Source organism: Ensifer sp. NM-2 (assembly GCF_003024455.1).
GTDB lineage: Bacteria > Pseudomonadota > Alphaproteobacteria > Rhizobiales > Rhizobiaceae > Ensifer > Ensifer canadensis.
Genome location: NZ_PVZR01000018.1, coordinates 26,210 through 39,356 on the forward strand (window position 1 = coordinate 26,210; position 13,147 = coordinate 39,356).

At 59.3% G+C, this 13,147-nt stretch carries 14 protein-coding genes, 1 tRNA gene and 2 pseudogenes; 11 read left to right on the forward strand and 6 right to left on the reverse strand.

The window, feature by feature from the left end:
• Positions 1-178 precede the first annotated feature (178 nt).
• The gene (locus C6558_RS28110; RefSeq protein ID WP_025427053.1) at positions 179-418 is read left to right on the forward strand and encodes a hypothetical protein; all 240 of its coding nucleotides are present in this window, start codon (positions 179-181) and stop codon (positions 416-418) included.
• A 58-nt stretch (positions 419-476) separates the two neighbouring features.
• Here C6558_RS28110 and C6558_RS28115 read toward each other — a convergent pair whose 3' ends face one another.
• From C6558_RS28115 to C6558_RS28130, 4 genes are all read right to left on the reverse strand, one after another.
• Positions 477-764, reverse strand: coding sequence for a hypothetical protein (locus tag C6558_RS28115; protein WP_025427054.1), 288 nt, complete (start codon positions 762-764; stop codon positions 477-479).
• A 497-nt stretch (positions 765-1,261) separates the two neighbouring features.
• The gene (locus C6558_RS40065) at positions 1,262-1,405 is read right to left on the reverse strand and encodes a hypothetical protein (RefSeq protein ID WP_164474927.1); all 144 of its coding nucleotides are present in this window, start codon (positions 1,403-1,405) and stop codon (positions 1,262-1,264) included.
• Positions 1,406-1,582: 177 nt separating this feature from the next.
• Entirely contained in the window at positions 1,583-1,873 is a 291-nt protein-coding gene (locus C6558_RS28125; RefSeq protein ID WP_025427055.1) for a DUF4242 domain-containing protein, read from the reverse strand.
• Between the two features lie 673 nt (positions 1,874-2,546).
• Positions 2,547-2,636: transfer RNA gene (locus tag C6558_RS28130), tRNA-Ser, on the reverse strand.
• A 276-nt stretch (positions 2,637-2,912) separates the two neighbouring features.
• Between C6558_RS28130 and C6558_RS28135 the strand changes: the two genes are divergently transcribed.
• The 4 genes from C6558_RS28135 to C6558_RS28150 all read left to right on the forward strand — a co-directional run bounded on the left by C6558_RS28135 (position 2,913) and on the right by C6558_RS28150 (position 6,954).
• A complete protein-coding gene (locus tag C6558_RS28135) occupies positions 2,913-3,944 on the forward strand; it encodes a septal ring lytic transglycosylase RlpA family protein (protein WP_025427056.1) in 1,032 nt (343 codons plus the stop codon).
• Between the two features lie 60 nt (positions 3,945-4,004).
• Complete coding sequence (locus C6558_RS28140) at positions 4,005-5,165, forward strand: D-alanyl-D-alanine carboxypeptidase family protein (protein WP_025427057.1); 1,161 nt, start codon at positions 4,005-4,007, stop codon at positions 5,163-5,165.
• An 80-nt stretch (positions 5,166-5,245) separates the two neighbouring features.
• On the forward strand, positions 5,246-5,926 hold the full coding sequence (gene tmk / locus C6558_RS28145) for a dTMP kinase (RefSeq protein ID WP_038576098.1): 681 nt from the start codon (positions 5,246-5,248) through the stop codon (positions 5,924-5,926).
• Positions 5,923-6,954 carry a DNA polymerase III subunit delta' gene (locus C6558_RS28150; RefSeq protein WP_025427058.1) on the forward strand — a complete coding sequence of 344 codons (1,032 nt, stop codon included), beginning with the start codon at positions 5,923-5,925 and terminating at the stop codon, positions 6,952-6,954. The genes tmk and C6558_RS28150 overlap by 4 nt, the downstream gene beginning before the upstream one ends.
• Here the strand turns inward: C6558_RS28150 and C6558_RS28155 are convergent.
• Entirely contained in the window at positions 6,949-7,254 is a 306-nt protein-coding gene (locus C6558_RS28155) for a pyrophosphatase (protein WP_057214155.1), read from the reverse strand. The genes C6558_RS28150 and C6558_RS28155 overlap by 6 nt on opposite strands.
• A gap of 179 nt (positions 7,255-7,433) precedes the next feature.
• Between C6558_RS28155 and metG the strand changes: the two genes are divergently transcribed.
• From metG to C6558_RS28170, 3 genes are read left to right on the forward strand one after another with little or no spacing between them, the layout of a single operon-like run.
• Positions 7,434-8,984, forward strand: a complete 1,551-nt coding sequence (gene metG / locus C6558_RS28160; RefSeq protein ID WP_057210390.1) for a methionine--tRNA ligase — start codon at positions 7,434-7,436, stop codon at positions 8,982-8,984.
• A 15-nt stretch (positions 8,985-8,999) separates the two neighbouring features.
• Positions 9,000-9,779 (forward strand): TatD family hydrolase, encoded by a 780-nt coding sequence (locus C6558_RS28165; protein ID WP_025427061.1) that lies wholly within the window; start codon positions 9,000-9,002, stop codon positions 9,777-9,779.
• A gap of 1 nt (position 9,780) precedes the next feature.
• Positions 9,781-10,617 (forward strand): MBL fold metallo-hydrolase, encoded by an 837-nt coding sequence (locus C6558_RS28170; RefSeq protein ID WP_057210388.1) that lies wholly within the window; start codon positions 9,781-9,783, stop codon positions 10,615-10,617.
• A gap of 33 nt (positions 10,618-10,650) precedes the next feature.
• Here C6558_RS28170 and C6558_RS28175 read toward each other — a convergent pair whose 3' ends face one another.
• Positions 10,651-11,598, reverse strand: coding sequence for a phosphoribosylaminoimidazolesuccinocarboxamide synthase (locus tag C6558_RS28175; protein WP_025427063.1), 948 nt, complete (start codon positions 11,596-11,598; stop codon positions 10,651-10,653).
• A 241-nt stretch (positions 11,599-11,839) separates the two neighbouring features.
• Here C6558_RS28175 and C6558_RS28180 point away from each other — a divergent pair.
• The 3 genes and pseudogenes from C6558_RS28180 to C6558_RS28190 form a co-directional block, all read left to right on the forward strand.
• A pseudogene (locus C6558_RS28180) lies at positions 11,840-12,025 on the forward strand (helix-turn-helix domain-containing protein); the annotation flags it as partial.
• A pseudogene (locus C6558_RS28185) lies at positions 11,988-12,518 on the forward strand (IS30 family transposase); the annotation flags it as partial. The pseudogenes C6558_RS28180 and C6558_RS28185, both read left to right, overlap by 38 nt.
• A 201-nt stretch (positions 12,519-12,719) precedes the next feature.
• On the forward strand, positions 12,720-13,142 hold the full coding sequence (locus tag C6558_RS28190; protein ID WP_057208602.1) for a DUF4864 domain-containing protein: 423 nt from the start codon (positions 12,720-12,722) through the stop codon (positions 13,140-13,142).
• The last annotated feature ends 5 nt before the right edge of the window (positions 13,143-13,147 follow it).

Here is a 13,147-nt window from a genome sequence, read left to right on the forward strand (position 1 = left end):
CAAGTCGCTCCAGAGGCGTGAAACAAATCAAGAACAGACACTATCTGTTCCATATGTGTTCCGCAAGTGCCTAAAATTCTGTGAATGTTGGTTCAATCAAGCGCAGATTGACCAACTCGTCGCTGCACGCGCCGCGCGAGGCTGATATGCCTCCTTCCGTTTATGGAATGAGGGTTTAATGACGAAGCTGATTCAAATCTTGCTGACCATCGTTGTCGCCGCGACCGCGATCCTTGGGTTTCGCTGGTATCAATACGTGGATAACAAGCAGAGCCCGTTTGACGAAGTTGGTATCGCGTTGAATGCGGCGATGCCCGGGCCGCTCAATCAATGGGGTTGTGACCGGCTGAAGCTGACATTTGGCAACGGACACCCGCCGCACGGTTGCGCCGCGGCCGATGGGACGCAGTGGAAATAGCCTGCCATCAAGGGATCAGCAGAAATATCGATGGGCGATCTGCTAGAGGAGGCCTGAATCAGGCCGGCTGCGTCGCGGAGCAGGCGTCCTCGAATTCCTTGACGGTTTCCGCGGAGTTGTCCTCCGGCAGCACAGCGTCGGCCGCTTCGGTCGCGACCGGCGTGTCGCCTTGATAGACGAAGGACTGGATGTAGTAGGCGATCGTTCCCTTCCAAACGTTCCGGCCGTCTATCTGCTGGCAGGGCACGGCCGTTTCGAAGTCGGCTTGCAGGTCGTCGACCGTGGCAGCGCTGAGGGCGATGTTAGGCGATGCGATAATCGAGGCGATAAGCAAGGCTGCAAGCACGGTGAACGTCCACTAGATCAGAGGTGGCGGCGATGGTTTGGTTAACGATGTGAACCGTGCTTTCGTTCCGAAGTCCAGCAAGCATGCCGGGCACTGTGCCGTGTTCAACAGTTCTTTGCGAAAGGCGAGCACTGGTGCTCAAGCTGTGGCAATGAAGGCACAAAGATTGGCGTGAGGTGCGTTGGCGTTTTCGATTTTCCGGCGCCCGCCTCAAAGCGTGGCGCTGGCAGCTGATCAACAATACCCGCCGCAAATGCTTCCGATGATGTTGGACGCCGTAATGGAGTGCGAGTGGCCAGCGGCATCCGCCTGTAGCGATCTTCGCATCTCCAGCCAAATACATACGACGTTCAAACGCGCTACGAAACCGGCATCTGACCGCGGGTGCTCGACCAGTCGCGCCGGGATGTCGCGGAGACGTTGCGCACCCCAGTTCGACTGGCCACTGACGGATATCTCTCTCATGTCGTTAGTTCGAGAGGTTAAAGCCGACCGTCTTACTTCTTGTCTTTCTTGCCCAGGGAGAAACTGCTGCCGGCCAGCTTCACCTGTGAGCCTTCCGTCACAACGGCGGCTTTGACAGTCTTGTCCTTCTTTGGCTTTCTAACCTCGCGGTTACTTCGCACTTGACCTTTTGCCATGATCGTCTCCTTGGAAGGTGTGCCGGGGAACCCTGCATGGGCGCCGAATGCCGGCAAACCAGCCTGCATTGATACCGCCGTAAGTCAATGACGGTGCCGGTGGATCACTGTTTTGCCGGCGTTGCGTCGCGCATTCGTGCCCGGTGTCCGGGCACTGCGATGATAACGTCGCTTCGGTCACTTACCGTTGCGCCCCTGGGATGCTGTCGCAGGCCCTATGACGGCAGCAACTTCGGTTATCTTGTTCGCCGGAAATCCGGCGCGTTCCGAATGTTCGCGAATGACGTCGGCGCTTGATGCCTCGTGGACGCAGTAAATCTTGTCGCCGGCGACATAACTGGTGATCCATGTATATGGTACGCCAAGATCGGCGACGACAGCATTGGATTTTGCCGATAATGCGCAAAGGTCGTCCTGGTTGAGCTTGTCGGCCCCTGGGACGTCGCGTTCAATGATGTAGGTGGGCATCGTTCAGTTCCTCGGTTGTTGGAGGACTGAATATCAAGAATATCTAATATAATTGAAGTCAATACTTTCCACCGGTGATGCGGCGATTCACGACGATTTCCCTGGAAGTATAGGATCAAGCAGCGGAAGGGGCTCCACCGGGACTGGCGTCCGATCAAACGATGGGCGCCTGTATCGCCCCGCGATCACAATATCTCGCGGCCAATAGCTCTATGCGACTGAAATCGCGCGGCCGGGGATGGGAGCGCGCGATGCGCTCCGTCCGACACGCGTATACTAGCGCAAGTTAGTAGCTGAGCCGGAAACCGCCGGGACTCGCCGCAGACGGATCGGGTACAGGTGTTGGACCTTGCCACTGCGCATAGGTCGTGTTGCTGCCGCCGGTGCTTGCGCATCCGGCAAGTGCAAGAAGCGCGAGAAAAGCGGCTGTCGTCAAATATTTAAGAGGCATGGTTTTCTCTAGTTCTGGGAGATCGCCCAGGGCTCGATGGGCCGGAATCAGACTTTCCCTCAAATTATCTGGGATGGCAAGCGGGTCGAGCCACCGCCTTGCAAGCGCCGTCAATGCTGCGGCTATGATCGGGGAATACTCGCAAAACTTGTATGCGTTCGCCGCCAAAGCATTCACTTGGCGACCGAGCGCAATAATGGGTGGCGAAAAATGAGACAGCCATGGCGGAGGAGGTGGGATTCGAACCCACGGTGCGCTTTCACGCACGCCGGTTTTCAAGACCGGTGCCTTAAACCGCTCGGCCACTCCTCCGGGCAGGGCGTTATTGCGCGAAGCCTTGCTGCTTTGCAAGATTTAACATGCGTGGGCGGAAAGATTTTCTTGGCGCATCCGCTGCCCATTTTGTCCGGGTAACCATTCGTAAACCATAACTGGAGATTTCGAGCCGTCAGCCATTCGTCGGTTCGCAATTTTGCCTTGTTGCTGTCATGATTAATCGACTGTTCCGTTTCGGGACGCCGAGATTTCCGCTGGGGGCACGAGTGGAAGGTTTCGAGTACGGCTTATTCGAATGATGTTGTGGGACAGATGACATCCAGTAAAAATGCGGCATATCTGATCAAGGGACTGCGCCTTGCGGCGGTCCCTGTGCTTTGCGCAACGCTTGCGGCTTGCGGATCGACGTCCAGTATCAAGAAGAGCAAGTCGAGAAGCAAAGAATACTTTGCTGAGTCCGTTTATGGCGTGAAGGCGAGCCCCCGTGTCGCTACCGGCAAGAATATTCCGAAGGGCGGCGGCCGCTTTCAGGTCGGCAAAGCCTATCAGGTCAAGGGCAAGTGGTACCAGCCGAAGGAAGATTTCGGTTACAACAAGACCGGTGTCGCGTCCTGGTACGGCTCGGCCTTTCATGGTCGCCTGACGGCCAATGGCGAAGTCTACGACAAGCTTCATCTGTCCGCCGCGCATCCGACCTTTCCGCTGCCGAGCTATGCGCGTGTCACCAACACCGAAAACGGCACTTCCGTCATCGTTCGTGTGAACGATCGCGGTCCCTATGAATATGGCCGCATCATCGACGTTTCGTCGAAGACAGCCGATTTGCTCGATATCAAGCAGAAGGGCAGTGCCAAGGTTCGGGTGCAATATGTCGGCCGCGCACCGCTTGAAGGCAACGACATGCCCTATCTCATGGCGTCCTATGTCACGAAGGGCGACCGCAGTCCGGGCGTCATGCCGGAGGGCCAGATCGCAACCGGCGTGATGGTCGCCTCGAATGAGCCGATGCGCAACCAGTTGGGAACGCTGGTCATTCCGCCGAAATCGTCCCTTGATACCGCCGGTACGGTAACGGCGTTGGCTGCACCTGTCCCGCAATTTGCAGCACCGCCGTCGCTGAGCGAGTTCGTCATGCTTCCGGAAATCGGGCCGATCCCGCGCGAGCGACCGGAATACATTCCGATGCCTGACGGCAACATGGCCTATGCGGCCGCCTATGTGGAAGTGCGGGTAAGCGATGCGGAATCGCCGTTTGAAGCGATCATGGTCGAGACCAATCCGCTTACGCCTGAATCCATCGTTGCCCATGCGAAGCGCCAAGGCAGAACCGGTTCGCTCAGGTAACCTGGGGCGTTGTACCATTCTGATGACGCTGCTATGCCCAATGGGAAACCGGAGTTTCCCATGCGCTTGATGATGCTTACGGTCACGTTCGGCCTTGCGGCGTTGCTCGCGAGTGCGGCAGCGGCTCAGACGCCGCCGGTGGCGTTTGACACCAAGGCAAAGCAGATCCTGCTGGTGGATGCCGAAACCGGCACCGTTCTGTTTTCCCGCGCCGAGAACGAACCGGTTCCGCCCGCCTCTCTTGCCAAGTTGATGACGATGGAAGTGGTGGCCGAGGCCATCGCCAAGGGTGAGCTTTCGGCCGAAACGGCCTTCGACGTTTCCGAACACGCGTGGCGCACGGGCGGCGCCCCATCCGGCACTTCGACGATGTTTGCTGCGCTGAAGTCGCGCATTCGCGTGGCCGATCTGTTGCAAGGGGTGGCCGTTCAGCTTGCCAATGATGCCTGCATCATCCTCGGAGAGGGGATGGCCGGTAGCGAAACCGCCTTTGCCGAAAAGATGACGGCCCGCGCTCGCGAACTCGGCATGCCTATCGCCACGTTCGGTAACGCCACAGGTCTGCCGGATCCCCAGAACCGGATCACTATGACCGAACTGGTGACGCTGACCCGTCATCTGCACGAGGCGCACCCCGATCTCTATCGGCTCTACGCCCAGCCTGAGTTCGAGTGGAACAAGATCCTTCAGCGCAACAAGAACCCGTTGATCGCGGCCAAACTCGGGGTCGATGGTGTCGCCACGGGTTTTGCCGAAGGCTACGGTTTTTCGCTGGCCGCATCGATGCAGCGTGGCGACCGGCGTGTCTATCTCGCGATGGGCGGGCTCGATACCGATAAGGAGCGTACGGAGGAAAGCCGCAAGGTGCTTGACTGGGCGATGACGGCGTTCGAAAAGCGGCGAATTTTTGCTGATGGCGAGGCGATCGGCGAGGCCAGTATCTACGGCGGTGCGGCCTCCCATGTCGCGCTTGTCGCTGGTGGGCCGGTTGATGTGCTGCTGCCGGTCAACAACCCGGAACGCCTGACGGCCCGTGTCGTCTACAAATGGCCGTTGCGCGCTCCCGTGGAAGCCGGCGCCGAGGTCGGTGTCGTCCGACTGTGGAACGGCGAAAAGCTGCTACGCGAGGTTCCGGTCAAGACGGCGGGAGCAGTGGGCCAAGGGACACTGGCGAGCCGCGCGCTCGACGCTCTGCAGGAACTCTTCTTCTTCTGGCTGTAACAAAACCGGTTCTGGCGGTTTCATCGGGTGGGCCAATCGGCTAAACAGAGCCAAATCGCATGCCGATATAGGAAAGCATTGTGCCGCTGGCAAAAGGTCTGTTTGTAACATTCGAGGGCGGGGAAGGGGCCGGCAAATCGACCCAGTTGCGCCTGCTCGCCGATTCTCTGCGCGCGCTCGGCCACAAGGTGCTGACGACGCGCGAGCCGGGCGGATCGGTCGGGGCCGAAGCGGTGCGCCATGTGCTGCTTTCGGGGGCGGCCGAAGCCTTCGGCGTCCGAATGGAAGCCATTCTGTTTGCTGCGGCGCGCAGCGATCATGTCGAAGAGGTCATCCGGCCGGCGCTGACTGGGGGAACGATCGTGCTTTGCGACCGTTTCATGGACTCGTCGCGCGTCTACCAGGGCATCACCGGCAATCTGGAGCCGGCCTTTGTCGAGACGCTGGAGCGGGTTGCCATCAATGGCGTAGTCCCGGACCGGACCGTGATTTTCGATCTGCCGGCGACTATCGGTCTCGAGCGCGCCCAACGCCGCGCCGGCGATGACAGCCCGGATCGTTTCGAGAAGGAAGAGCTTGAGACGCATGAAAAGCGCCGCGAGGCCTTCCTCGATATCGCACGGGCGGATCCGGACAGGTGCCGGGTTATCGATGCGACGCAATCCGCCGAGGCGATTGCCGCAGAGGTGCTCGGCCTGCTAGAGAGCTTGCTTGCGAACGCTGAAGTCTCCGGGCCTTCGAATGCGGGGTCCGCACCATGACGTCGGAAGCGCCAGGTGTACTTGAAGGGGCAATCGCGCCGGTCCAGAACGACCGGCTGTTTGGTCATGAGCAGGCGGAAGCGTTTCTGGCCCAGAGCTACCGTTCGGGCAAGGGACACCACGCCATTCTGATCGAAGGGCCGGAGGGTATCGGTAAGGCGACGCTTGCGTTTCGCTTCGCCAGCCACATCCTCAATCACCCGGATCCCGCGACTGCGCCCGAAAGGCTTGAGGATCCCGACCCGGCCTCGATCGTCGGCCGGCAATTGGCCTCCGGCGCATCGCACAATCTTCTGCATCTGACGCGGCCGGTCGACGAGAAGACGGGCAGGGTCAAGGGTGCCATCACCGTCGACGAGGTGCGAAGGGCCGGCAAGTTCTTTTCGCAGACATCCGGCACCGGCAACTGGCGCATCGTCATCATCGACCCGGCCGACGATCTCAACCGGAACGCCGCCAACGCCATCCTGAAAATTCTCGAGGAACCGCCGCGTCGGTCGCTGTTCCTGGTGCTGACCCACGCGCCGGGTAAGCTATTACCAACCATCCGTTCGCGCTGCCTGCCGCTGCGGCTGAAGCCGTTGGAGCCTTTGGCGCTGCGCCAGGCGCTCGGTCATCTCGGCTTCGATCTTGAGAGCGAAAATGCCGCGCGCGTTCTGGCCGCTGCCAATGGCAGCGTGGCGGAGGCGCTGAAGCTCATCAACTACGGCGGTCTGGAAATCACCGCGACCTTCGAGGCGATCCTCGCGGGGCAAGGGCCGGGGATCCGCAAGGACATGCACAAACTTGCCGACGTGCTTTCGGCCAAGGACAGCGAAACGATCTTCGATTTCTTCACGTCGCTGCTGACAGGCCGGCTGATGCGCGAAGCCCGCGATGCGGCCGTTGCCGGCGACATCATGCGCGCCGAGCGTTTCGCCCGGCTTTCGGCCACGACCGGGGAACGCCTCACCATCAGCGACGCCTATAATCTCGATCGCAAGCAAACCATTCTTTCGCTGCTGGACGACGTCAAGGCGGCGCTATAGCTGGACCTGAAACTTCCATTTGCGCTTGATCGCAGCGACCAGATCCAGGTCGTGATGGTGGGCGAAAAGCAGCACGTGACCCAGCAGATCTGCGGCCTCGTCCGCCATATCGGTCTGGATCTCGTCCTCTGATTTTCCATGCCGCCTGCCGCGGCCGGTGTGCTTGTTCCAGGCCTGGGTCAGTTCGCCGATTTCCTCCTGCATCTTGAGCATGAACCAATCTGCATCCCGCTCGATGCCGTTGTCTTCGGCGTAGTGGGCCGATGCCGCTTCGAATTGACGTTCAAGCTGGCGCAACATGACGATCCCTTCGCGTTTGTTTCCTATTTGTTCTATTGTTTCGTTTGCGTCCACACAAGCGGGAATGGATGTCGATCAGCGGCTTCGGTGCGGGCTTTTCTGCCATCTCCCGGTTCCTTCCGCGCGGCGTATGCGCTAAGAGCGTCGGTAGCTTTATCCGAGATAGATTGAATCCGCTTATGAGAGACACGTCCCCCTTTTACATCACCACCGCGATTTCCTACCCGAACGGCAAGCCGCATATCGGCCACGCCTATGAGTTGATCGCAACGGATGCAATGGCGCGCTACCAGCGCCTGGACGGACGCGACGTATTCTTCCTGACGGGCACGGACGAACACGGCCAGAAGATGCAGCAGACGGCGCGCCGCGAAGGCGTGACGCCTCAGGAACTCGCCGACCGGAACTCCTCGGAATTCCAGAAGATGGCGGTTCTCCTGAACGCGTCGAATGACGACTTCATCCGCACCACCGAGAAGCGCCACCACGAGGCGTCGCAGGACATCTGGAACCGCATGGGCGAGGCGGGCGACCTCTACAAGGATTCCTACGCCGGCTGGTACTCCGTGCGCGACGAAGCCTATTACCAGGAGAACGAGACCGAGCTGCGCGCCGACGGCGTGCGTTACGGTCCGCAGGGCACGCCGGTCGAATGGGTCGAGGAGCAGAGCTACTTCTTCAAGCTGTCGGAGTATCAGGACAAGCTGCTGAAGCACTACGAAGAGAACCCTGACTTCATCGGCCCGGCTGAGCGCCGCAACGAAGTGATCTCCTTCGTGAAGTCAGGCCTCAAGGACCTGTCTGTTTCGCGCACCACCTTCGATTGGGGCATCAAGGTGCCGAACGATCCTGGTCATGTCATGTATGTCTGGGTCGACGCGCTCACCAACTACATCACCGCGACCGGCTATCTCGACAATCCGCAGGGACCGCGGGCGAAATTCTGGCCGGCGAACATCCATATCATCGGCAAGGACATCATCCGCTTTCACGCGGTCTACTGGCCCGCTTTCCTGATGTCGGCCGGCCTGCCGCTGCCCAAGCGCGTCTTCGCCCACGGCTTCCTGCTCAACAAGGGCGAGAAGATGTCGAAGTCGCTCGGCAACGTCGTCGATCCGTTCAATCTCGTCGAGCATTTCGGTCTCGACCAGATCCGCTACTTCTTCCTGCGCGAGGTTTCCTTCGGCCAGGACGGAAGCTACAGCGAGGAGGGGATTGCAACCCGCATCAACTCCGACCTTGCCAATGGCATCGGCAACTTGGCGAGCCGTTCGTTGTCGATGATCGTCAAGAATTGCGATGGCCATATTCCTGTCTGCGGTGCGTTGACCGACGAAGACAAGGCGATGTTGGCGGCCGCCGATGCGCTGCTCGAGATCACCCGCGACGAGATGGGCAAGCAGATGATCCACCGCGCGCTTGCGGCGATCATTGCGGTCGTTTCGGAGACCGATCGCTATTTCGCCGGCCAGGAGCCTTGGGCCCTGAAAAAGACCGATCCGGCGCGTATGGCAACCGTGCTCTACGTCACCGCCGAGGTCGTTCGCCAGATTGCCATCCTGTTGCAGCCCTTCATGCCGGAATCGTCAGGAAAACTGCTCGACCTGGTGGCAGCCCCAGCCGACAAGCGCGACTTTGCGGCACTCGGCGAGACCGGCCGTCTTGTCTCCGGAACGCCGCTTGAAGCGCCGAAGCCGGTCTTCCCACGCTATGTCGCCCCGGAAGCGTAATAAGGCACGATCAGCATGCTTATCGATACGCATTGCCATCTGGATTTTCCCGACTTCGAGGCTGAGCGCGACGCTATCATCGAGCGCGCGCGCGCAGCAGGCGTCGGCCAGATGATCACGATCTCGACACGCGTGAAGCGGTTCGACACGATCCTTGCGATTGCGGAAGCTTATCCGAACGTCTTCTGTTCCGTCGGCACCCATCCGCACAACGCGGATGAAGAGCTTGATATCACTGCAGACGATCTCATCCGGCTTTCGGCCCACCCGAAGGTGGTGGCGATCGGCGAGGCGGGTCTCGATTATTTCTACGACAACGCGCCGCGCGACGCTCAGGCCGAGGGTCTGCGCCGGCATATCGCTGCGGCGCGCGAAACCGGTTTGCCGCTCGTCATTCATAGCCGTTCGGCAGACGACGACATGGCGGCGATCCTGACCGAAGAGACAGGGAAGGGCGCCTTCCCCTTCCTTCTGCATTGCTTCTCGTCGGGTCCGGATCTGGCGCGAATTGGCGTCGAGCTCGGCGGCTACGTGTCGTTCTCCGGCATCCTGACCTTCCCGAAATCGGAAGAACTGCGCGAGATCGCGAAGACGGTTCCGCATGATCGCATGATTGTTGAGACCGACGCACCTTATCTTGCGCCCAAGCCGTTTCGCGGCAAGCGCAACGAGCCTGCCTATGTGGCGCACACGGCCGATGTTCTGGCCGATACGATCGGTGTGACGAAGGACGAGATTGCAACGCATACGACGGAAAACGCTTTCCGCATCTTCTCCAAGATGCCGAGGCTCTAACGTGGCATTCAGGCGCGCTTTCACCATTCTCGGCTGTGGTTCGTCGCCTGGCGTGCCGCGTATCACCGGGGACTGGGGCGCCTGCGATCCCAAAAATCCGAAGAACCGCCGCATGCGCGCCGCTCTGCTGGTGGAGCAGATCGCGCCGGATGGCGGCAAGACGACTGTGGTCATCGATACCGGTCCGGATTTTCGCGCCCAGATGGTGGCGGCAAATGTCCGCCACATCGACGCGGTGCTCTATACCCATGCCCATGCGGACCATCTGCATGGCATCGATGACTTGCGCGGCTATGTCATTGAAAATAAGAAGAGAGTACCGATCTGGGCGGACGCTTTCACTATGGGCCGGATTCGCGAAGGGTTTCATTACTGCCTGGAATCGCCGCCCGGAAGCGGCTATCCGCCCATCGTCGACGCACATATCATCGCCGACGATCTTTCATCCGTGATCATAACAGGGGCAGGTGGCCCGATCACCTTCCAGCCCTTGATGCAGTTTCACGGCAATATCCACTCGCTCGGATTTCGCGTCGGCGATTTCGCCTATTGCAGCGATGTCAGCGACTTTCCGCCGGAAACGATCGCAAACCTTTATGGTCTCGAGCTTCTGGTGCTCGATACCCTCCAGTACAAATTTCATCCGAGCCATCTGTCGCTGGTGCAGTCACTTGGCTGGATCGATCGGCTTCGTCCGAAGAAAGCCGTTCTGACGCATATGCATGTGCCGCTCGACTACGACACCGTCCAAGGTGAAACGCCTGATCATGTCGAGCCGGCTTATGACCTGATGCGTCTCGAATTCGAAGTCGACGTCCCCGTGCTCGGAGACGCCTGAACTTCACGTGTTCGAAATATCTAATATTCAGGCCTATTTCGAAAAATACGGCGCCAGGTTCTTGCGGATGCGCTCCAGCACGGTGCCACCCGAAAGATTCGGAACGAAGGTGCGCCCGGTGATCTTCTCATAGGCTTCGATATAGACAGCTGACGTTTGCTCGACCAGTTCTCTCGGGATTTCCGGGACCGGATCCCTGTAGGGATCGCAGCGCTCGGTGACCCAGGCGCGCACGAAATCCTTGTCGAAGCTTTTCGGCCGCTCGCCGTTTTCAAAGCTCTGCTGATAGCTGTCGGCGATCCAGTATCGACTGCTGTCGGGCGTGTGGATCTCGTCGGCAAGGATGATGGTTCCATCCTTGTCGGTGCCGAACTCGTACTTCGTATCGACAAGGATCAGGCCACGTTCGGCGGCTCGCGCCTGGCCCCGCGCAAACAGCGCCAGCGCATAGCTCCACACGGTATCGAGCTGTTGCTTCGTCAGGAGGCCTTGCTCTAGAATTTCGTCTTCCGACAGCGGTTCATCATGGCCTCCGTCGAAGGCCTTGCTGGTGGGCGTGATGATTGCTTGCGGAAGCTTTTGATTGTCGCGCAGACCGTCGGGCAAACGAATGCCATACATGTCGCGCTCGCCGTTGCGATATTTCGTCAGGATCGACGTGCTGGTGGTGCCGGCGAGATAGCCGCGGACGACGATTTCGACCGGCAGGATGTCGAGCCGCTTGCCGATGACGACATTCGGGTCGGGATAACTGATCACATGGTTCGGGCAGATGTCGGCGGTTTCCTCGAACCAGTAGCGCGCCGTCTGCGTCAGCACGTGACCCTTGTGCGGAATGGACGTCAGGATGATGTCGAAGGCGCTCAGCCGGTCGGTCGCGATGATGATGCGTTCGCCGCCGGGCAGATCATAGTTTTCGCGCACTTTGCCATTGTAGCGGTTTGGCAGTTCTGGAATGAAAGCATCTGAAAGAACGCGCAATTCGCTCATCGCATCGGGCCTTGCAAAACGAGGTTTCGTGGCGAACGAATAAGCAGCCGCGAACGGCTGGGTCAAGCCAAGAGTAGGTGCAATACGCCCGGAAACGGGCATTTCGGCACATCTATATGTTCCATAATCTATCTTATCTGATTTTCTCGTGTAGCCGCAAAGTTGAAGTGTCCTGATCCTGCAAAGTAAGAATGTCACTCTCCCCGGGTTTTGATGACCTGGGAGATTGCGGATGGGATTGATTGCGATGAGCGAGCGTGACCTGCAGCGGATTGAGGTCTTGTCGAAAGTGATTGCCGGGCGGATGACGCTGGTGTCGGCGGCCCATGTGCTTGGCTTGAGTACCCGCCAGGTGCGTCGTCTGTTGGACCGGATCGGCGCTGGCGGTGCGGCGTCGATCCGGCACCAGGCGATCGGCTGGCATCAGCGTTGACGTAATCGCTGAGAAACTGCACGGACATCGTTCGACGATTTTCCGCGAACTCAGGCGCAATACTTTTGTTGATCCGCAGATGCCAGACCTTAGCGGCTACTATTGCGTCACCGCCAACGCGATGGCGCGTGAGCGCAGAGCCAAGCTACGCAAGCTTGCTCGTTTCTCGCATGTGCGCCAATCGGTGATCGAGCGCATCATGCATGGCTGGTCGCCGCAGCAGAACGCCGGCCGCATGCGGCTGGAGCGCGATCCAGTTTCTGTCAGCCATGAGACGATCTACAAGTACGCCTATTCCGCGGATGGGCACGCGATCAAGCTCTGGCGGCATCTGCCGGAGCACCGCGCCAGACGTCGGCCGCGGCATGCCAGGCGTCGTCATGGCAGGCGGTTCAGCCCGGATGTCAACATTCTCTACCGTCCCGACACCGTCGCCGAGCGCAAACAGTTCGGCCATTGGGAATGCGATTGGGTGCGCTCAGGTGACAATTGCGAATATCACTAAGTTATGATGTTTGAAAGATTAATTTAGAAGTTCCGTTTAAGGCATTGAGTATGAACGATATTGTATATATGTGCTTGGTGTGAAGAAGCGCACGGCGCTGTCCGCGCCATTTCCAGAACGTGCAAACGACCTATGCTTTCAGGAGCAGGCAGAAACGTCTGGTGGAGATCGGTGATGATCAGGACATTTGCCATTGCCTTCGGTATCGCAGCGCAACTCGCAGGCGCGGGCCTTTGTCGGGCGGAAGAACCGGTCGATACGGCACGCTCGATCATCCAGGATCAGATCGCGGCTTTCCTCAATGACGATGCGGACGCCGCCTACTCCTTCGCTTCGCCGGCGATACGCGGCAAGTTTCCCGACAAGACGGCCTTCTTCGACATGGTCAGGCGCGGCTACCAGCCGGTCTATCGGCCCGGAAATTTTGCCTTTGGCCGCTCCAAGGTGGTGGGCGATCAGGTCATTCAGGAGGTGCTGATCTCGGCTCCCGATGGTAAGGACTGGACGGCGGTCTACCAGCTGATGAAGCAGCCCGACGGCAGCTACAAGATCAACGGCGTCATGATGCTCCAGTCGGCCCCAGGTCCGGAGATCTGAGCAGG

Coding starts and splice junctions, on each gene's coding strand:
- C6558_RS28110 (WP_025427053.1), top strand. CDS start 179: ATGACGAAGCTGATTCAAATCTTGCTGACCATCGTTGTCGCCGCGACC.
- C6558_RS40065 (WP_164474927.1), bottom strand. CDS start 1,405: ATGGCAAAAGGTCAAGTGCGAAGTAACCGCGAGGTTAGAAAGCCAAAG.
- C6558_RS28125 (WP_025427055.1), bottom strand. CDS start 1,873: ATGCCCACCTACATCATTGAACGCGACGTCCCAGGGGCCGACAAGCTC.
- C6558_RS28135 (WP_025427056.1), top strand. CDS start 2,913: ATGACATCCAGTAAAAATGCGGCATATCTGATCAAGGGACTGCGCCTT.
- C6558_RS28140 (WP_025427057.1), top strand. CDS start 4,005: ATGCGCTTGATGATGCTTACGGTCACGTTCGGCCTTGCGGCGTTGCTC.
- C6558_RS28150 (WP_025427058.1), top strand. CDS start 5,923: ATGACGTCGGAAGCGCCAGGTGTACTTGAAGGGGCAATCGCGCCGGTC.
- C6558_RS28155 (WP_057214155.1), bottom strand. CDS start 7,254: ATGTTGCGCCAGCTTGAACGTCAATTCGAAGCGGCATCGGCCCACTAC.
- metG (WP_057210390.1), top strand. CDS start 7,434: ATGAGAGACACGTCCCCCTTTTACATCACCACCGCGATTTCCTACCCG.
- C6558_RS28165 (WP_025427061.1), top strand. CDS start 9,000: ATGCTTATCGATACGCATTGCCATCTGGATTTTCCCGACTTCGAGGCT.
- C6558_RS28190 (WP_057208602.1), top strand. CDS start 12,720: ATGATCAGGACATTTGCCATTGCCTTCGGTATCGCAGCGCAACTCGCA.